General features: G+C 66.5%; 16 protein-coding genes. 6 read left to right on the top strand and 10 right to left on the bottom strand.

The annotated features are described in order from the left end of the window. The first annotated feature begins 54 nt into the window (after positions 1-54). A complete protein-coding gene (purD, locus tag I6F17_RS35665) occupies positions 55-1,338 on the top strand; it encodes a phosphoribosylamine--glycine ligase (RefSeq protein ID WP_225132062.1) in 1,284 nt (427 codons plus the stop codon). Between the two features lie 205 nt (positions 1,339-1,543). Continuing rightward, a complete protein-coding gene (locus I6F17_RS35670; RefSeq protein ID WP_225132060.1) occupies positions 1,544-2,446 on the top strand; it encodes an alpha/beta hydrolase in 903 nt (300 codons plus the stop codon). A 144-nt stretch (positions 2,447-2,590) separates the two neighbouring features. Here the strand turns inward: I6F17_RS35670 and I6F17_RS35675 are convergent, their stop codons facing one another. After that, complete coding sequence (locus tag I6F17_RS35675; RefSeq protein ID WP_036039974.1) at positions 2,591-3,049, bottom strand: nucleoside deaminase; 459 nt, start codon at positions 3,047-3,049, stop codon at positions 2,591-2,593. 117 nt (positions 3,050-3,166) lie between these two features. Between I6F17_RS35675 and I6F17_RS35680 the strand changes: the two genes are divergently transcribed. Both I6F17_RS35680 and rsmD read left to right on the top strand, forming a co-directional pair. Further along, positions 3,167-5,185: a pseudouridine synthase gene (locus I6F17_RS35680; protein ID WP_225132059.1), complete on the top strand. Its 2,019-nt coding sequence runs from the start codon at positions 3,167-3,169 to the stop codon at positions 5,183-5,185. Between the two features lie 140 nt (positions 5,186-5,325). After that, positions 5,326-5,883 (top strand): 16S rRNA (guanine(966)-N(2))-methyltransferase RsmD, encoded by a 558-nt coding sequence (gene rsmD / locus I6F17_RS35685; RefSeq protein ID WP_225132058.1) that lies wholly within the window; start codon positions 5,326-5,328, stop codon positions 5,881-5,883. Between the two features lie 82 nt (positions 5,884-5,965). Here rsmD and mutL read toward each other — a convergent pair whose 3' ends face one another. Further along, positions 5,966-7,780: a DNA mismatch repair endonuclease MutL gene (gene mutL, locus I6F17_RS35690; protein WP_225132057.1), complete on the bottom strand. Its 1,815-nt coding sequence runs from the start codon at positions 7,778-7,780 to the stop codon at positions 5,966-5,968. Positions 7,781-8,097: 317 nt separating this feature from the next. Here mutL and I6F17_RS35695 point away from each other — a divergent pair, with 317 nt between their 5' ends. Further along, positions 8,098-8,406, top strand: a complete 309-nt coding sequence (locus tag I6F17_RS35695; protein ID WP_225132056.1) for a hypothetical protein — start codon at positions 8,098-8,100, stop codon at positions 8,404-8,406. 57 nt (positions 8,407-8,463) lie between these two features. On the opposite strand, the gene arfB is transcribed toward I6F17_RS35695, so the two are convergent. The 7 genes from arfB to I6F17_RS35730 all read right to left on the bottom strand — a co-directional run bounded on the left by arfB (position 8,464) and on the right by I6F17_RS35730 (position 17,489). After that, positions 8,464-8,880, bottom strand: coding sequence for an alternative ribosome rescue aminoacyl-tRNA hydrolase ArfB (arfB, locus tag I6F17_RS35700; RefSeq protein WP_036009333.1), 417 nt, complete (start codon positions 8,878-8,880; stop codon positions 8,464-8,466). A 119-nt stretch (positions 8,881-8,999) separates the two neighbouring features. Next, positions 9,000-10,367 carry a pitrilysin family protein gene (locus I6F17_RS35705; protein ID WP_225132055.1) on the bottom strand — a complete coding sequence of 456 codons (1,368 nt, stop codon included), beginning with the start codon at positions 10,365-10,367 and terminating at the stop codon, positions 9,000-9,002. Further along, positions 10,364-11,755 (bottom strand): pitrilysin family protein, encoded by a 1,392-nt coding sequence (locus I6F17_RS35710; RefSeq protein ID WP_036009336.1) that lies wholly within the window; start codon positions 11,753-11,755, stop codon positions 10,364-10,366. The genes I6F17_RS35705 and I6F17_RS35710 overlap by 4 nt, the downstream gene beginning before the upstream one ends. A 208-nt stretch (positions 11,756-11,963) precedes the next feature. Then, the gene (locus I6F17_RS35715) at positions 11,964-12,692 is read right to left on the bottom strand and encodes a hypothetical protein (RefSeq protein ID WP_225132061.1); all 729 of its coding nucleotides are present in this window, start codon (positions 12,690-12,692) and stop codon (positions 11,964-11,966) included. A gap of 96 nt (positions 12,693-12,788) precedes the next feature. Continuing rightward, positions 12,789-13,283 carry a signal peptidase II gene (gene lspA / locus I6F17_RS35720; protein ID WP_036009258.1) on the bottom strand — a complete coding sequence of 165 codons (495 nt, stop codon included), beginning with the start codon at positions 13,281-13,283 and terminating at the stop codon, positions 12,789-12,791. A 10-nt stretch (positions 13,284-13,293) separates the two neighbouring features. Then, complete coding sequence (gene ileS / locus I6F17_RS35725; RefSeq protein ID WP_225132054.1) at positions 13,294-16,302, bottom strand: isoleucine--tRNA ligase; 3,009 nt, start codon at positions 16,300-16,302, stop codon at positions 13,294-13,296. A gap of 203 nt (positions 16,303-16,505) precedes the next feature. Next, on the bottom strand, positions 16,506-17,489 hold the full coding sequence (locus I6F17_RS35730; RefSeq protein WP_225132053.1) for a bifunctional riboflavin kinase/FAD synthetase: 984 nt from the start codon (positions 17,487-17,489) through the stop codon (positions 16,506-16,508). Between the two features lie 230 nt (positions 17,490-17,719). On the opposite strand from I6F17_RS35730, the gene I6F17_RS35735 reads away from it, so the two are divergent. After that, positions 17,720-18,115, top strand: a complete 396-nt coding sequence (locus tag I6F17_RS35735) for a response regulator (RefSeq protein ID WP_008567674.1) — start codon at positions 17,720-17,722, stop codon at positions 18,113-18,115. A gap of 212 nt (positions 18,116-18,327) precedes the next feature. Here the strand turns inward: I6F17_RS35735 and I6F17_RS35740 are convergent, their stop codons facing one another. Then, on the bottom strand, positions 18,328-19,182 hold the full coding sequence (locus tag I6F17_RS35740; protein WP_036009268.1) for a TIGR01459 family HAD-type hydrolase: 855 nt from the start codon (positions 19,180-19,182) through the stop codon (positions 18,328-18,330). Positions 19,183-19,190: the final 8 nt, after the last annotated feature.

Raw genomic sequence — 19,190 nt, forward strand, 5'->3', positions numbered from 1 at the left:
ACCCCGATTTATGCGACCTCCGCCCCCAGCAAAACCCCTTATCCTGAGCCTTCGATGCACATTCTCCTGCTCGGTTCCGGCGGCCGCGAACATGCCCTGGCGTGGAAGATCGCAGCCTCTCCCCTGGTGACCAAATTCTGGTGCGCGCCCGGCAATGCCGGCATCGCCAGGGAGGCGGAATGCGTGGCGCTCGATGTCGCCGACCATGGCGCCGTGATCGAGTTCTGCAAAAAGAACGCGGTCGAGCTCGTGGTGGTCGGGCCGGAGACGCCGCTGGCGGCCGGCATCGTCGATGATCTCACCAAAGCCGGCATCAAGGCGTTCGGGCCGAGCAAGGTGGCGGCGCAGCTCGAAAGCTCCAAGGGGTTTACCAAGGCGCTGTGCACCGAGTTCGGCATTCCGACCGGCGCCTACAAGCGATTCACCAATGCCGATGAGGCGCGCGCCTATGTGCAGAGCCAGGGCGCGCCGATCGTGGTCAAGGCCGACGGCCTTGCCGCCGGCAAGGGCGTCGTCGTTGCGAAAACCGTGCGCGAGGCCGAGGACGCCATCGCCATGATGTTCGAGGGCGCCTTCGGCGAGGCCGGCGCCGAGGTCGTGATCGAGGAGTTTCTGCCGGGCCGCGAGATCAGCTTCTTTGCGCTGTGCGACGGCGACAAGGCGATCCCGTTGGCCTCCGCCCAGGACCACAAGCGCGTGTTCGACCACGACGTCGGCCCGAACACCGGCGGCATGGGCGCCTATTCGCCGACGCCGCTGGTCACGCCCGCCATCCACGACGCGATCATGGCGAAGATCATCCTGCCGACGGTGGCGGGCATGAAGCAGCGCGGCACGCCGTTCCGCGGCGTGCTCTATGCCGGCATCATGCTGACGACGCAGGGGCCAAAACTGTTCGAGTTCAACGTGCGCTTCGGCGATCCCGAGTGCCAGGTCTTGATGCTGCGCATGATGAGCGACATCGTGCCGGCGCTGCTCGCCGCCTGCGACGGGGAGTTGAAGCACTTCGACCTGCGCTGGCACAAGGAATCGGCGCTCACCGTGGTGATGGCGGCGAAGGGCTATCCCGGCGACTACCAGAAGGGCACGCGGATCGGCGGGTTAGATGAGGCCGCCAAGGTCGATACCGTCGAGATCTTCCACGCCGGCACGGTGGCCAAGGACGGCGCGATCCTCGCCAATGGCGGCCGCGTGCTCAATGTCTGCGCGCTGGGGACGACCGTGACGGAAGCGCAGCGCCGCGCCTATCAGGCCGTCGACCGCATCGACTGGCCTGATGGCTTCTGCCGCCGCGACATCGGCTGGCAGGCGGTGGAGGCGGAAAAGGCGCAAAATTAGCGCGTCATTCCGGACGGTGCTCCCAAAAGCGCGGATCCGGAATCGCGACGTTGGCGTCACCGCGCCGCCACATCTACAATCCAGAATGTGCAATCAGCAGTTGGGGTTAGTTGCCCCGACCATAATACCGGTACTGTGCATGGGGTTGTTTTCGACGTTTTGTTTGTCGAGCGGCCCCGCGACCGACCTATAAGGATGCAACAAGATGTCCGATCTCGCCGACCTCTATCCGGGCTTTGCCGCCGAATGGATCGATACCTCGTTCGGCCGCGTCTTCGCCCGCGTCGGCGGCAAGGGCCCGCCGCTGCTGCTCCTGCACGGCTTCTCCGAGACCCACGTGATGTGGCACCAGGTGGCGCCTGAGCTGGCCGAGCACTTCACGCTGATCATCGCCGACCTGCCGGGCTACGGCTGGTCCGACATGCCCGCGAGCGATGCGCTGCACATCCCCTACTCTAAGCGCGCCATGGCGAAAGCCATGGTCGAGGTCATGGAGCGCCTTGGCCACGTGCATTTCGCGCTCGCCGGCCACGACCGCGGCGGCCGCGTGTCGTACCGGCTCGCGCTCGACCATCCCGGCCGGCTGTCGAAGCTCGCCGTGCTCGATATCCTGCCGACCTATAATTACTGGGAGCGGATGAACCGCGCCTATGCCTTGAAGATCTATCACTGGACCTTCCTGGCGCAGCCCTATCCGCTGCCGGAGACGCTGATCGCAGGCCAAGGCGAGTTCTTCCTGCGCTTCAAGATGGCGAGCCAGACCAAGTCGAAGACGCTGGAGGCGATCGACCCGCGCGCGCTCGAGCACTACCTCGCCCCGTTCCGCGATCCCGCCCGCATCCACGCGATGTGCGAGGATTACCGCGCCGGCGCCTATTTCGACTACGACCTCGACAAGGCCGATTTCGAGGCCGGCAAGAAGATCACCATTCCGATGCTGGCGCTGTGGGGCAACGCCGGCATCGCCCAGGCCGCCGCGACGCCGCTGGACACGTGGACACAATGGGCCACGAACGTCGACGGCATGCCGGTGGATTCGGGGCACTTTCTGACGGAGGAGAATCCGGATGTGACCGCGAGGGCGTTGCGCGAGTTCTTCTTGGCCTAGGCATCGCCGTCCGCCACACCCTCAACTGTCATCGTCCGCGAAGGCGGACGATCCAGTACTCCGTGACGGCAGTGATAGAACCGACAAGCCGCGGCGTACTGGATGCCCCGCCTTCGCGGGGCATGACAGCAGAGTGCGTGGCACCTAGCGCCGCTCCCGAAAGAACTCCTTGAGCAGCCGCGCCGCCTCGCTCTCGCCGACGCCGGAATAGACGTCCGGCGCGTGGTGACAGGTCGGCGAGGCAAAGAACCGCACGCCCGAGTCCACCGCGCCGCCCTTGGGATCGGCCGCGCCGTAATAGAGCCGCCTCACCCTTGCAAACGAGATCGCGCCCGCACACATGGTGCAGGGCTCCAGCGTCACGTAGAGGTCGCAGTCGACCAGGCGCTCGCTGCCGATCTTCGCGGCGGCCGCGCGCAGCGCGATGATCTCGGCATGGGCGGTCGGATCATGGTCGGTCAGCGTCCGGTTGGCGCCGGTGGCGATGACCTCGGAAGCGCGGACCACCACGCACCCGATCGGAACTTCGCCCGCTTTTCCGGCATTTTCGGCCGCCAGAAGCGCCAAATCCATGAAAGAAGGGGCTTTCATGCCTCGTATCATCGCCAGAAACCTGCTACTAGCTCCGCCTTCAGCAAGAGTGGATACCGATTTTGCCTGAGCATGCGGCTCGCAACGAGCGCGCACAATGCTCGCGCCACCCCTTAAGTGAGATTAGTCATGCCTCGCGACAGCGACAAAGACAACGATTCCCGCGGCCGGCGAGGCCCGGCCAAGGGCCGTAGCGGCAAGCCGCGCGGGCCTGAGAAGAAATTCGCCAAGCGCGGCTTCGAGGGCAAGGGTGGGGGTAAGGGCGCGCGCGACAGCCGTCCGCCGCGTGGCGACCGCGACAGCCGTCCATTCCGCCGCCGCGAGGAGGGCGACGCACCGCGCCGCGATTTCAGCGACCGTCCCCGCTTCAAGCGCGACGACCGCGGCAGCGAGGGGCGCGGCGAGCGCAGCTTCAAGCCGCGCGGCGATCGCCCGTCATTTGGCCGCGACGATCGTCCGCCGCGCAGGGACCGCGACGATGCACGCTCGGCCGGCCGCTCCAGCGACAGGAAGTTCGGCGACAAGAAACCCTACGCGCCGCGCGGCGACCGTCCAGAGCGCAAGTTCGACGGCGAACGGAAATTTTCGCGGGGCGGGCCGGATCGCCAACGCGACCGTGGGGATCGCCAACGCGACCGAGGGGATCGCGGGCCGCGCGAGGATCGTGGCGAACGCAGCTTCAAGCCGCGCGGAGACCGCCCGAATTTCGATCGCGGTGATCGCGCACCGCGCGGGGATCGCCCGCGCAAGAGCTTCGACAAGGATTTCGGCGGCCGCGATCGCGGCGACGAGAAGCCCTGGCGTCAGCGCGACGATCGCCGTGAGGGCGGTCGCGGTGAGGACCGTCCGCGTTTCTCTCGTTCGCGCGACGACCGCGCATCCGGTGACCGCCCGTTCCGCGAGCGGCCGAAATTCGATCGGCCCCGTGACCGCGACAGCGAACGCGGTGACCGTCCGAAGTTCGATCGCCCACGCCAGCGTCCCGAAGGCCGCATGGACTGGCAGGAGCATCCGCGCAACGAGGGCCGCTTCCGCGATCGTCCGCGCCGCGACAACGAGGACGACAGCAGGATTTTCGAGAAGCGCCCGGCCTTCGGCGGCCGCGGCGCCTATCGCGAGCGCGATCGTGATTTCGAGGGCCGGCCGCGCCGCGACGAGGCGCCGAAGCCGAAGAAGGCCGGTGAGCGCATCGCCAAGGTGGTGGCCCGCGCCGGTCTCGCCTCGCGCCGCGACGCCGAGGAGATGGTCACGCAGGGCCGCGTCACCGTGAATGGCCGCGTGATCAACTCGCCGGCGCTCGACGTCACCAAGAACGACGTGGTCATGGTCGACGGCAAGCCGTTGCCGGAGCGCGAGCGCACGCGGCTGTTCCTCTACCACAAGCCGCGCGGGCTGATGACGACGCATGACGACCCCGAGGGCCGTCCGACCGTGTTCGACAATCTGCCCGAAGGCCTGCCGCGCCTGATCAGCGTCGGCCGGCTCGACTTCAACACCGAGGGGCTCTTGCTGCTCACGAACGACGGCGGCCTCGCGCGCACGCTCGAGCTGCCCGACACCGGCTGGCTGCGCCGCTACCGCGTCCGCGCCCATGGCGACGTCACCCAGGCGCAGCTCGACGAGCTCAAGAACGGCATCGAGATCGAGGGCGTCAAGTATGGTCCGATCGAGGCCACGCTGGAACGCGACCAGGGCGCCAATGTCTGGCTGGTGTTCGCGATCCGCGAGGGCAAGAACCGCGAGGTGCGCAATGTCTGCGCCCATCTCGGCCTCGAGGTGAACCGGCTGATCCGCGTCTCCTACGGCCCGTTCCAGCTCGGCGAGATTCCGGAAGGCCAGGTCGAGGAGATCCGCGCGCGCGTGCTGCGCGAGCAGCTCGGCGACAAGGTGATCGAGAAGTCGGGCGCGCAGTTCGACGCGCCCTCGAAATCATCTTCGCGCGCCGACGACGCAGCGAGCGAGAAGAAGCCCGCCAGCAAGCGCGCCGTCATCAACGACCGCAAGGGCCGCCGTGTGCTGGTGCAGCGCACCGGCAGCGAGGAGGCGCGCGAGCGCAACGAGATGGAGGCGAGCGGCTACGGCCCGCCGCGCCGTCCCAAGCGCGGCTATCACGGCAAGCGCGACCTGACGCCGCGGGACGGCGAGTAGGTCCAAATGGGTAGAACGAGCCTGGCACTGCGCAAGCGGTCGTCATGGCCGGGCTTGACCCGGCCATCCACGTCTTGCTTGCGCCTACGGCTGAAGAACGTGGATGCCCGGGACAAGCCCGGGCATGACGGAGTGGTGTGATGCGCGTCGTCGGCGGTCGTTTGAAGGGGCGCAATCTCGCCTCACCGTCTTCGCGTGACATCCGCCCGACGGCGGACCGGTTGCGCGAGTCCGTGTTCAACATCCTCGTGCACGCTTACGACAATCCGATCCAGGACGCGCGCGTGCTCGATCTCTTCGCCGGTACCGGCGCACTCGGCATCGAGGCGTCGTCACGCGGGGCGAAGTTCACGCTGTTCGTCGACAATGGCGCGGAGGCGCGCGCGCTACTGCGCAGCAATGTCGAGGCGCTCGGCCTCGGCGGCATCACCAAGGTCTACCGCCGCGATGCGACGGACCTCGGCCCCGCGCATCCCGTCGAGCCGTTCTCGCTGGTGTTCCTCGATCCGCCCTATGGCAAGGGCTTTGCCGAGAAGGCGCTCGCGAGCCTTCGCGACGGCGGCTGGCTCACGCCCGGCGCGCTGCTCGTGGTGGAAGAGGCGAAGGCCGCGCAGTTCGTGACGCCACAAGGTTTTGAGGAGCTGGAGCGGCGGGCCTATGACGACACGGAGTTTGTGTTTCTGCGTAGGGCGGATTAGCGAAGCGTAATCCGCCACTGTCTCTCACGGCGAAAGCAGAAGAGGTGGATTACGCCTTCGGCTAATCCGCCCTACGGCACCGTCACCGCCGCCCGAACAGCTTCTCCACGTCGCTCAGCTTCAGCTCGACATAGGTCGGCCGGCCGTGATTGCACTGGCCGGAGTTCGGGGTCTCCTCCATCTCGCGCAGCAGCGCGTTCATCTCCTCCGGGCGCAGCCGGCGGCCGGCGCGAACCGAGCCGTGGCAGGCCATGGTCGCGGCGACGTGCATCAGGCGGCGTTCGAGCGGCAGCGCCTCGTCCCATTCGGCCATGTGCTCGGAAAGATCGCGCAACAGGCCGCCGGCATTGGTCTTGCCGAGCAGCGACGGCGTCTCGCGCACCGCGACCGCGCCCGGGCCGAAGGATTCGATGGCGAGGCCGAACGACGCCAGCTCCTCGCTGCGTTCGAGCAAGCGCTCCACAGTGGCCTCATCCATCTCGACGATCTCAGGGATCAGCAGGATCTGCCGCTGCACGCCGTTGGCAGCGAGTGAGGCCTTCAGCCGCTCGTAGACGATGCGCTCATGCGCGGCGTGCTGGTCGACGATGATCAGGCCGTCGCGGGTCTGCGAGACAATGTAGGTCTCGTGGATCTGCGTGCGCGCCGCGCCGAGCGGGCGATCGACGAGATCGACGGCGGGTTGGCTCTCGATCCGCACGTCAGCACTGGGCGCGCCGACGTCGAACGCAGCCTGCGCGCGCTCGGCGAAGGCGGGCGCGGCGGCGCCTTCGAACGACGGCATCGGCGCCACCGGGGCGGCTGGCGAGGCGCGCCAGTCCCAGCTTGCCGGACGTGGCGGCATGAAGGCGGGCCGGAACGAGGACAGCGCGCTCTCGCCGCTATTGGCGGCGGTGCGGCGGCCCTCGCGCGCCAGCGCTTCCTTCAAGCCATGCACGATCAGCGCGCGGACGAGGCCGGCGTTGCGGAAGCGCACCTCGGTCTTGGCCGGGTGCACGTTGGCATCGACCTCGCGCGGATCGAGCGTAACGAACAGCGCCAGCACCGGATGGCGGTCGCGCGGCAGGTAGTCGGAATAGGCCGCGCGCACGGCGCCGAGCATGAGCTTGTCGCGCACCGGCCGGCCGTTGACGAAGAGATATTGGCCGAGCGCGTTGGCTTTTGTGAGCGCAGGCGCTGCGGCATAGCCGGCGACCACGACGCCCTCGCGCTCGGCATGGACCTCGACGGCGTGGCTGCGGAATTCGGCGCCGAGGATGTCGCCGAGCCGGGTCAGCCGTCCGGCCGCGCCGGGCAGCGCGGCGGTCCAGGTCACCGGCGCGCGTTCCTCACCGGCGAGCGTGAAGGCGATGTCGGGCCGCGCCATCGCGAGGCGCCGTACCACTTCGCGGATGGCTTCCGCCTCGGTGCGGTCGGTCTTCAGAAACTTGAGCCGCGCCGGCGTCGCGTAGAAGAGGTCGCCAACCTCGACGCGCGTGCCATGCGCCAGCGCCGCCGGCATGATCCCGGACTTCTCGCCGCCCTCGACCGACAACGCCCAGGCGTGCGGCTCGCTGGCGTGCCGTGTGGTGATGGAGAGGCGCGCCACCGAGCCGATTGAGGGCAGGGCCTCGCCGCGAAACCCGAGGGTGCGGATCTGCAGCAGGTCCTCGTCGTCGAGCTTGGAGGTGGCATGGCGCTCGACGGCGAGCGCAAGGTCTTTTGCGGTCATGCCGCTGCCGTCGTCGGTGATGCCGATTCGCCGCCGCCCGCCGCCGTCGGTGAAGACGTCGATGCGGCTCGCGCCGGCATCGATAGCGTTCTCGACCAGCTCCTTGACCACGCTCGCCGGACGTTCGACCACCTCGCCGGCGGCGATGCGGTTGACGACCTGTTCTGGCAGCTGGCGGACGGGCATGAGGCTCACTCGGCGATTATTCTCAAGTCTAATGCCGCGCAGCGACAAATGCATGGGTCAGGTCGAGCTTCCCACACCCGAAATGGGGGACATTTTCGGCGCGCGTCGTCCGTCGGGAATGCTTGGCATGTTCCGCGCCGCCGCATATGAGGAGCACAATTCCGCGAAAGCGCCGCGAAAACCCTAAACGATCACCACACGACGCGGCTTGCATCACACCGCGCCGTTCGAACTCTCTTCGCGATGAACCGGTCCGGTGCAGGCGAACGGTGCAGAAGGCAGCCGAACGGTTCATCGCGACATTCCAGGAGAAATGGATGAAGTTGGTGAAGACCTCCGCGATCGCTTGCGCTCTCGCGGCCCTCGTTGCAACGCCCGTTCTCGCCCAAGGCACCTCGTCTGGGACGAGGCCTGGCGGCACCGTACAAAGCAAGCCCATGCAAGGCGGCGCGTCAGGCAGCGAGGATGAGGATCTCGGTGCACAACAGGGCGCAGCCGGCGAGAAGGTCGGCATGAAGTCGGGCAAAGGCACGAAGGGGGCCGTCGGGACCACCGGCAGCGCGACGCGCAAGGGCACCGCAGACGATGCGGCGACCGGCGGTGCTGCGGCCGGCAAGCGCTACTGACGCCAGCTTGCAAGCGGCAAACCTCCGGCCGCTCGCGCGACCGGAGGTTTTTTCGCATCAATCGTCGAAGCTCCGGCCGCGGCCGGCCTTGATGTCGCTGCGGCGTTTCTTGCCCTCGAGGCGGCGCTGCTTGGAGGCGAAGGTCGGCCGCGTCGCACGGCGAGGCGTCGGCCGGACCATGGCCTCCTTGAGCATCTCGACGAGACGGTCGATGGCATCCTGACGGTTGCGCTCCTGGGTACGGAAGCGCTGGGCGTGGATCACGATCACGCCGTCCTTGGTCATGCGCTGGCCGGCAATGCGGGCAAGGCGCAGCGCCGCGTCCTCGGGCAAGGTCAGCTTGCGCGTGTCGAAGCGCAGCTGCGCGGAGGTCGCGACCTTGTTGACGTTCTGCCCGCCCGGGCCGGAGGCGCGGACAAAGCCGATCTCGATGTCGTCCTCGTCGATGACGAGATCGCGGGATATCCGCAGCATGCTGGCACCATTCGTGATGTCAGGACATACCGCGGACATCCGTCGTCAGCAATGGCGCTGCCGTGAAACGCAAATGACCGGGATGGCCCCGGCCATTCAGGAAACGTCGAGAAAAGAGATCAGTTCGACTTCGTCGCCGGTGCAGCCGCCGGTTGCGCGGCGGCCTGCGGGGCCCGGCCGACGACGACGGTCAGCAGCCCCTGGCCCCAGAGCCGCTTGGCGGCCGCCTTGGCATCGTCCAGCGTCACGGCGTCGACGATGGCGTTGCGCTTCTCGATATAGTCGATCGGCAGCTTGTCCTGCTGATATTGCAGCAGCGCCTGTGCCAGCTTGGACGAGGTGTCGAGCGCCAGCATCTGCGAGCCCTTGAGATAGGACTTGGCCTCATCGAGCTCCTTCTGCGTCGGGCCCTCCTCGGCGATGCGGCGCACCTCCTGTTCGATGGCCTCGATGGTGTCGCCGGCGCGGTCGGCGCGGGTGCCGGTATTGCCGATGAAAATCGCCGAGTGCTGCATCCAGAGCAGCGACTCGTACACCGAATAGGCCAGTCCGCGCTTCTCGCGCACCTCGCGATAGAGCCGGGACGATAGGCCGCCGCCGCCGAGGATGTGGTTGACGACGTAGGCCGCCATGAAGCTCGGATCACTCCGCTTCACGCCGGGTCCGCCGAAGGTGATCACCGTCTGCGGCACGTCGAGGGTCACGAAGGCGCGTTGCGGCGGCTTTGCAGCCTCGACGTCGGGGACCGGCGTCAGATTGGCCTTGGCCGGCAGGCTGCCGAAGGTGTGGTCGAGCAGCTTTCCGAGCGTAGCCGGATCGACGTCGCCGACGACCGCAATCTTGAGGCCATCCCTGGCAAGGACGCGGCCGACATAATTCCTCAGGTCGGCAATTGTGATGGTCGGCACGCTGTCGAGGTTGCCGTTGCTCTGCCGGCTGTAGGGGTGATCGCCGAACGCGAGCTCCAGAAACTTGCGGCTCGCCAGCGAGGTCGGATTGGTGGTCTCGCGGCGCAGGCCCGAGATGACCTGCGAGCGGATGCGTTCGACGTCGGCCGTGTCGAAATGCGGCGAGGTCAGCGCCATCCTGAGCAGGTCGAAGGCTTCGTCCTTGTTGTCGCGCAGCATGCGAAGGCTGCCCCGGAGGGTGTCGCGGGTGGCGTTGAAGGACAGCTCGATGGCGCGGCGGTCGAGCCGTTCATGGAACGTCTTGGAATCGAGATCGCCTGAGCCTTCGTCGAGGAGAGAGCCGACCAGATTGGCAACGCCCGGCTTGTCCTTGGGGTCCTCCGCCGAGCCCCCGGCGAAGGAATATTCCATGGCAATCAGCGGCACGGTTGCGTCCTGCACGAACCAGGCTTCGATGCCGCCCGGCGAGATCAGGTGCTGGATCTTTGCGGCGGCCTGCGACGGCGAGGCGGCAGAGAATGCGAGGACGGCGCCGGCGGCAACGGAGAATGCAAGGCGGCGAAGGAAGGAATAGGTCACGAGCGCTTCTCCTCGCGCTTGGCGGTTGCAGTGTCCTTGATCAGGTAGCCCGTCACCGAGCGCTTCTTCTCGAGCCATTTCTGGGCGACGGCGCGAACCTGCTCGGCGGTGACGGCGCGGATGCGATCGGGCCAGCTCCTGATGTCCTCGATCGACAGGCCCGTGGTCAGCGCGCCGCCGTACCAGCGCGCCAGCACAGCCTGGTTGTCCTGGGCGTAGATCGCTTCGGCAATGAGCTGGGTTTTGACCCGCTCCAGATCCTCGGCGCGGATCGGGTTCTGTGCGACGTTGGCGAGGACCCCGTCGACCGCCTGCTCGACCTCCGAAAAACTGACGCCGGGTTTCGGTGCAGCCGAGATCGCGAATTGGGTCGGGTCGAGCGAGATGCTCGAATAGCTGGCGCTGGCGGAGACCGCGAGCGGCTTGTCGACCACGAGGGCACGGTAGAGATAGGAATTGCTGCCGCTGCCGATCAGCTGCGCCAGCACATCGAGGGCCGCGCTCTCGCCGGCCGCGGCCGTGGTCGCGGAGGGCACGAGATAATAGCGCCGCATGTTCGGCTGCTCGACGCGCGGGTCGGCCAGCGTGACGGTGCGTGGAGCGGCGGGCTCCGGCTCCTGCGGACGAACGCGCCGCGCCGGGATCGCGGGCTGCGCGGGGATCGAGCCGAAATTGCGCTCGACCAGCGGGCGGATTTCGGCGGCGTCGACGTCGCCGGCGATCACCAGGATCGCGTTGTTCGGCGCATAGAAGCGGCGATAGAAGGCAAGCGCATCCTCGCGATCGAGCTTCTCGATCTCCTGATGCCAGCCGATCACCGGCCGCCCGTAGGGATGGTTGAGATAGAGCGCGGCCATGATCTGCTCGTTCAACCGCGCATCCGGATTGTTGGCGACGCGCATGTTGTACTCTTCGAGCACGACGTCGCGCTCGGGCAGCACGTTCTCGTCCTTAAGGACGAGGCCCGTCATGCGGTCGGCCTCGAACTCCATCATGGTCGGCAGCTGCTCTTTCGGCACGCGCTGATAGTAGTTGGTGTAGTCGACCGAGGTCGAAGCGTTCTCGTTGCCGCCGACACGCAGCACGGTCTGGGAGAATTCGCCTGCCGGATGCTTCGCGGTGCCCTTGAACATCAGGTGCTCGAGGAAATGGGCGAGGCCGGACTTGCCGGGCGTCTCGTCGGCCGAGCCGACCTTGTACCAGATCATCTCGGTGACAACGGGGGTGCGGCGGTCCGGGATCACCACGACCTGCATGCCGTTGGCGAGCGTGAAGCTGGCGGGCGGAGCCGATGTCACCGTGGTCTGGGCAAGGGCGGCGCCGGCCGAAAGGACACTCGTCGAAAGCAGCGCGGCAAGGAGGCAGGCAGCCGATCGGTAAGAGGACATCATGATCCCTGGTTGTGAGGTGCCGAGCCCGGATCTCCGGCTCGGAGGGCACGGCAGGCTACACCGTGCGGCTGAGGCTTCGCGTCACGAAGCAGAGAACTCAACGCTTAGGCAAGTTACTGATAAGCAATTTTGAATGAGGTGGGCGGACATGCACCGCCCGACCCTCGCTTCGCGTGGGTCAGAATGTCGCGACGGGACAGGAACGCTATTGTTCCTTCTCCTTGCCGGATCGGACGTCGAAATAGGTCCGCTTCGAATTATCCGGGCCGGCGCCGTAGGCGTAGTTCGGCGACGGCGTCTGGTATCCCGGCGGCGGCTCCACCAGCGATTGGCGTGGCGGTTCCGACGTAAACTGCTTGGACTCGGGCCCGTTCCCTTTGAACAGTTTCCACAGCCCGCCGGTATATCCGAGTTCGGCAGGGCTCATCGTCGGATTGGCGGTGTTGCTGCCTGGCTGGACCGGATCATTGCCGGTCTTTTCGGCGGCGGCCGTCCTATGGGCGTTCAACTCGGCGGGCGACAGCGGCTGGGCGTTCTTCCAGTACTCCGTTGCCTTGTTACCGGACTTCTTCCGCTGGGCGATGGCCTCCTTGCGGCGCTTCTCGTCGGGGTCCTTCGGCCAGTTCGGCGCAGCCGCAGCCTCGGCTGCGGCAGGCGGTGGCAGGTCGAGCCTGGGCGGCACGACCAGCGGCGAACGCTCGCGGTATTCGATGCCGGGTTTTTCCATGCTCCTGGCGCCAAGGCCGGTCATCAGGTTGTCGATGAGCTTCTCTTCGAAGGTCATGTCGTCGTCGTCGTCATCGTCGGCAGCACGGGCGGCGCCGGTCGACACGACGAGGCCGATGCCGAGCGCGACGGCGGCCAATTTCAGTGCCCGCCAGCCCCCCGATTGGGAGCCCCGAACCATCGAACCGCTGGTTTTCGAGCTGCGCATCACCGTACCTGTTTCATATTGTAGCAGATTGCCGCCCACACGCGGCTTGACCCTTGCAAAAGCCGGGTTCCAGCTGCCGGTCCGTATCGGCCGGGATCAGGGCGCTTTTGCGGCGGGTACCCCCAGGAAGGAATCATACAATAGCGCTGCCACCCCAGCAACGATGGCCACGTCTGCGAGGTTAAACACATACCAATTATAGGTATTTCCGGCGATCTCGATGTGGAACAGGGCGAAATCCACCACCGCGCCATAGGCTAGGCGGTCGATGCCGTTGCCGATGGCGCCGCCGATGATCAGGCCGAGCGCGACGGTCGCGAGCATGGTGTGCGAGCGGGCCATCCAGATCGCCAGCGCAACCACCGCGATCGCCTTGACGGCCATCAGTGCGAACTGCGCGGCCTGGCTGTCGTTCTGGAGCCAGCCGAAGCTGATGCCGATATTCCAGGCCAGCACCAGGTCGAAGAACGGCGTCACCCGCACCGCGCCGCGACGGGCGAGGTCGAACACGTTCAACAGCCAGAGCTTCGAGGCCTGGTCGGCCACGAGCGTGACCATGGCCGCGAGGATGCCGGCGCGGAGCGGGGTCATGGCCGACCGATCAGATGCTCACCCCCAGCGCCTTCCATTCGCGCAGCGCCTTGGCGTCGCGCGGGGTGACGTCGGGGTATTCGGCGTCTTCGCCGACCATCGGCGAGATTTTCCAGGAGCGGGCGCATTTGGTGCCGACCGCCTTCTCCACCACGACTGCAACGCCGGGCACGGCATCGAGGCGGAACGCCGAGGCCGGCGCCTCGCCCTCCCGCACCTCGTAGTTCGAGGTGATGCAGACTTCAGCCAGATCGATGTCGAACAAGGTCGCCAGCATGCCGCGATCGGCGACATAGATCACCGGCGATGCCTCGAGCGAGGAGCCGATGTTCTTGGCGGCGCGTTCCAGCTCGAGTGCGCCGGTGACGACGCGACGCACGTTGCGGATCGTCTCCCATTTCGCGGCGAGCTTGTCGTCGCGCAAGGCTTCGAGATCGCTCGGGAACAGCGTCAGGTGCACGGACGGTTCGGCGTCGGGCCGGTACATGCGCCACGCCTCCTCCGCAGTGAAGCTGAGGATCGGGGCCAGCCATTTCAGGATCGAAGCGCACAACAGATCGATGGTCGTCAGCGCCGCCTTGCGTGTCAGTGACGAGGGCGGATCGCAATACAGCGTATCCTTGCGGATGTCGAAGTAGAATGCGGAGAGCTCGCTGTTCAGGAAGGCCGACAGGATCGCGACCACGGTCTTGTAGTCGAACTCCCGGTAGGCCTTGCCGATCGCGGCGGCGCGACCTGAGAGCTCGTGCAGCATCAAGCGCTCGAGCTCGGGCATCTCGGCCGGCGCGATTGCATCGGCCGGCCTGTAATGATGCAGCGTGCCCAGCATCCAGCGCACCGTGTTGCGCAGCTTGCGATAGGTCTCGACGGTGTTCTTCAGGATCTCGGGGCCGATGCGCTGGTCGTCGGTATAGTCGCTCGACGCGACCCAGAGCCTTAAGATGTCGGCGCCAGATTCCTTGATGACGGCCTGCGGCTCGATGGTGTTGCCGAGCGACTTCGACATCTTGCGGCCGTCCTCGGCCTGGGTGAAGCCGTGCGTCAGCACGATGTCGTACGGCGCGCGGCCACGCGTGCCGCAGCTTTCCAGCAGCGAGGAGTGGAACCAGCCGCGATGCTGGTCCGAGCCTTCCAGATACATCACCGTGTCGGCGCCGCCGTCGACCTTGCGCTTGATGCCGGCGAGCCCGGGAAACTGCACGGGATCTTCGAGCACGAAAGCGTGGGTCGAGCCGGAATCGAACCAGACGTCGAGAATGTCGTCGACCTTCTGCCAGTCTTCGTTCGCGCGGGGCCCGAGGAAGCGCTCGCGCGCGCCCGTCGCGTACCAGGCGTCGGCGCCTTCCTTCTCGAAGGCGTCGCCGATGCGCGCATTGACGGCCTCGTCCTGGAGGATCTCGGCGGAGCCGTCACCCTTCTCGCGCACGAACACGGCGATCGGCACGCCCCAGGCGCGCTGGCGCGAGATCACCCAGTCCGGGCGTGCCTCGATCATGCCGTTGATGCGGTTCTCGCCGGACGGCGGCACCCATTGCGTCACCGAGATCGCCTGCAGCGCGCGGGCGCGCAGCGTGTCGCCGCTCTTCGTCTTGCCGCCCACCGCGATGTCTTTATCCATCGCGATGAACCATTGCGGTGTGTTGCGGAAGATCACCGGCTTCTTGGAGCGCCAGGAGTGCGGATATTGATGCTTGAGCCGGCCGCGGGCGAGCAGCATGCCTTTCTCGACGAGCGCCTTGATCACGGCCTCGTTGGCATCGCCCTTCTCGCCCTTGTCGGTGATGACGCGCTTGCCGGCAAAGCCCGGCGCATGATCGGTGTAGGCGCCGTTCTCGTCGACAGTGTAGGGGATCGCGGTGTTGATGCCGCGCGCGGCGAGATCGCGCGCCTCTGCCATCCAGACATCGAAGTCCTCGCGGCCATGGCCGGGCGCCGTGTGCACGAAGCCGGTGCCGGTGTCGTCGGTGACATGGTCGCCAGGCAGCAGCGGCACGATGAAGTCGTAGCCACCGCCGACGCCCTTGAGCGGATGGGCACACTCGATCGCGTCCATGGTGTCGCCGGGGACGTCGCGGACCTTCTCATAAGCCGTCACGCGCGCCTGCTTGAAGACGTCTTGCGCGAGCGCGTCGGCGAGGATGAGGAGGTCGCCGTTCCTGGCCCAATTGTCGGCGGGGGCGTCCGTCACCTTGTAGAGGCCATAGGCGATCTTCGGCGAGAACGAGATGGCGCGGTTGCCTGGCAGCGTCCAGGGCGTGGTGGTCCAGATCACGACGCTCGCCGAGGCGAGCGCACCGTGCGCGGGCGAGGTCACCGGGAATTTCACCCAGACCGTATCGGACGTGTGGTCCTCGTACTCCACCTCGGCTTCGGCCAGCGCGGTCTTCTCGACCACGCTCCACATCACCGGCTTGGAGCCGCGATAGAGCGTGCCGTTGGCGGCGAACTTCATCAGCTCGCGCGCGATCTGGGCTTCGGCCGGATAGCTCATGGTGGCGTAGGGATGGTCCCAATCGCCGATCACGCCGAGGCGCTTGAACTCCTCGCGCTGCACGCCGAGCCAGTGCGTGGCATAGGCGCGGCACTCCTTGCGGAAATCGATCATCGCGGCGCTGTCGCGGAAGTCGGGCTTCTGCTTGCCCTTCTTGCGATAATGCTCCTCCTCGACCTTCCACTCGATCGGCAGGCCGTGGCAGTCCCAGCCCGGCACGTAGTTGGAATCGAAGCCGAGCATCTGCTGGCTCTTGGTGACGAGATCCTTCAGGATCTTGTTCAGCGCCGTGCCGATATGGATGTTGCCGTTGGCGTAGGGCGGACCGTCATGCAGCACGAACTTGGCGCGGCCCTTCGCACTCTGGCGCAGCTTCTCGTACAGGCCGATCTCGTACCAGCGCTTCAGGATCTCCGGCTCGCGCTGCGGCAGGCCGGCGCGCATCGGGAATTCGGTCTGCGGCAGGAACAGGGTCTGCGAATAGTCTTTGGCTTCAGACTTTTGGGACTTTTGCGGCTTTTCGGACATGAGGCTGACTGGCTCGGAAGGGCGCGGGAACGGATGGCGATGCGGAATCGCGGGTGAAACGACGAAATCCCGGTCTTGCGCCGAGCCTTCAGGCTCAGGCGGAAGCCGGGCCGCTAATCCCTATGATGCGCCGCGCAAACATGGGCTCTCCATAGCAGGGGGGCGGAGGAAGCGCAAAGGTCCGGGTGGCCCGGCTTCGCCTCTCAATCGATCACGCCCAGGCGCGGAAACGCGTCCGGGGCGGCGGCGAGCATGGCGCGGGCGCGGGCGGAATCGTCGTCCATCTGGTGGATCAGGGCCTCTAGACCATCGAATTTCAGCTCCTCGCGGATGAAGCCGATGAAGGCGCAGTCGAGCGCCTGCCCGTAGAGGTCGCCCTTGAAGTCGAACAGGAAGATTTCGAGCAGCGGGGCGCCATTGTCGAAGGTCGGGCGACGGCCGAAGCTGGCCACGCCGTCTAGACGCACTTGAGCCTTTCCCTGGCCGCGGCCGACCCGGACCGCGTAGATGCCGTGCTTGAGGCCGCAATTGGCGTCCAGGCGGATGTTGGCGGTGGGATAGCCGAGGTCGCGGCCGCGCTTTTCGCCGTGGATGACCTCGCCGGTGATGAACCAGGGCGCGCCCAGCATGGTCGTGGCCTCGTCGAGCTGGCCCTCGGCGAGAGCGATCCGGATCGCGCTGGAGGAGACCGGCCGCTCGTCGATATCGACATGCGGCTGGACGTCAACCTCGATGCCCAGCCGGGGCGCCTCGTTGACCAGGAGGCTGGGCGAGCCGACGCGACCCTTGCCGAAATGGAAGTCGTAGCCGACCGCGATGCCGCTGACGCCGAGACGCCCGATCAGGTCATGGTGAATGAAATCTTGCGCGCTGGTTCCGGCACGGGCCTTGTCGAAGGTCATGACCACGGCGCCGGCAAGCCCGGTACCGGCCAGAAGCCGCAGCTTGGCCCGCTCGTCCGTCAGGCGGAATTGCGGGGTGTTGGGGCTGAAGAACCGTCGCGGATGCGGCTCGAAGGTCAAGGCCAGCGCAGGCCGGCCATGCGCCCTGCCCATCTCCAGGGCAGCCGCGATGACGGCGCGATGGCCGAGATGCACGCCGTCGAAATTGCCCATGGCAACCACGGCGCCCCTCGGAATCGCGGAATCCGGCGTTGTATCGCGGATGACGGTAAAAGGCGGAGCCATCAGGGGAATTCTCGAACCGGGCAGGACCGGCCCGGACCGTGGCGCGACCGGCACCGCGAAGTCAAGCGGCGGGGCGGGCAGACATTGAGCACGATTTCAAGCCTTCGGAGCTGACCGCAGTTAACGCGCTGTTTAAGCCCTTGATGCTAGTCCTTGAGGCGTGGAACTGCCGGGCGCCGGCCTGGCAGGTCCGATCGTAATATTCCTGGGTTTGCGTTGGGGGAGTCGAGATGGCGGTTGATTTGTCGATGCCGGTTCTGGTGGTGGATGACTACAGCACCATGATCCGTATCATCCGGAATCTGCTGAAGCAGCTTGGCTTCGAGAACATCGATGATGCCAGCGACGGTTCGGCAGCGCTGAACAAGATGCGCGGCAAGAAGTACGGGCTCGTGATCTCCGACTGGAACATGGAGCCGATGACGGGCTACGACCTCTTGCGCGAAGTCCGCGCGGATCCGAACCTCGCCACCACGCCCTTCATCATGATCACCGCGGAATCGAAGACCGAGAACGTGATCGCGGCCAAGAAGGCCGGCGTGAACAACTACATCGTCAAGCCGTTCAACGCGGCGACGCTGAAGACCAAGATCGAGGCGGTCTTCCCGGACATGGCGAGCGCGTAAGGGCGCTCTTCGCCGGACAACAATTTTCCGTTTGGAACGTCATGCCCGGGCTTGTCCCGGGCATCCACGTTCTTGGAGAGCTGAGGAAAGGCCTGGATGGCCGGGTCATAGGCGAGCGCAAGCGACGCCGTCCTTCGGACGGCTATGCCCGGCCATGACGGTGTGCGGGCCTCGAGAGTCGCCTAAGCCGACGCCCTTTCAAGCCGCAGCCGTCACCACTTCAATTCGCGCATCAGCGCCTTCGGCGGGTGGCCGAACAGCTCCATGACCGAATTCGGGTCGAGCTGGTCGAGGCCCTCGAACTCCTCGGCATGGATGCCGCGGGTGACGAACAGGCAGTCGATGCCGAATTCGCGGGCGCCGGTTAAATCGGTGCGCACGGAATCGCCGATCGCCAGCACCTTTTTCCGGTCGATCTGGTAGCCTTGGCGTTCGCCGGCAAGCGCCATGGCGCGCTCGTAGATCGGCCGGTGCGGCTTGCCGTAGAAGATCACCTCGCCGCCGAGCTCGCGGTAGAGCTCGGCGATGGCGCCGGCGCAGTAGATCAACCGGTCGCCGCGTTCCACCACGATGTCGGGGTTGGCGCAGACCAGCGTCAGCTTGCGCTCGCGCGCCTGCAGCATCATGCCGCGATAGTCTTCCGCCGTCTCGGTCTCGTCGTCGTAGAGGCCGGTGCAGACGATGTAATCGGCTTGCTCCAGCGGCGCGGTCACCGCATCGAGGCCGCGATAGATCGAGTTGTCGCGCTCGGGGCCGAGCCAGAACATCTTGCGGCCAGGATGCTCGGCGACGTAGAGCCGGGTCAGGTCGCCTGAAGATACGATCGCGTCATAGGTCTCGTCGGGGACGCCGAGCTTGCGCAATTGCCGCTGCACGGAGTCCGCCGGGCGCGGCGCGTTGGTGATCAGGATTACCGTACCGCCGCGGCTGCGATAGGTGTGCAGCGCCTCGCAGGCTTCGGGGAAGGATTCCAGCCCGTTATGGACCACGCCCCAGATATCGCTGAGCACGACCTCCACGCCGCCCACGAGCTCGCGCAGGCCTTCGGCAAAATGCAGCGCGGTCATGACGTGCG

It is taken from the genome of Bradyrhizobium sp. NBAIM18, from assembly GCF_020193825.1.
Lineage (GTDB): Bacteria > Pseudomonadota > Alphaproteobacteria > Rhizobiales > Xanthobacteraceae > Bradyrhizobium > Bradyrhizobium yuanmingense.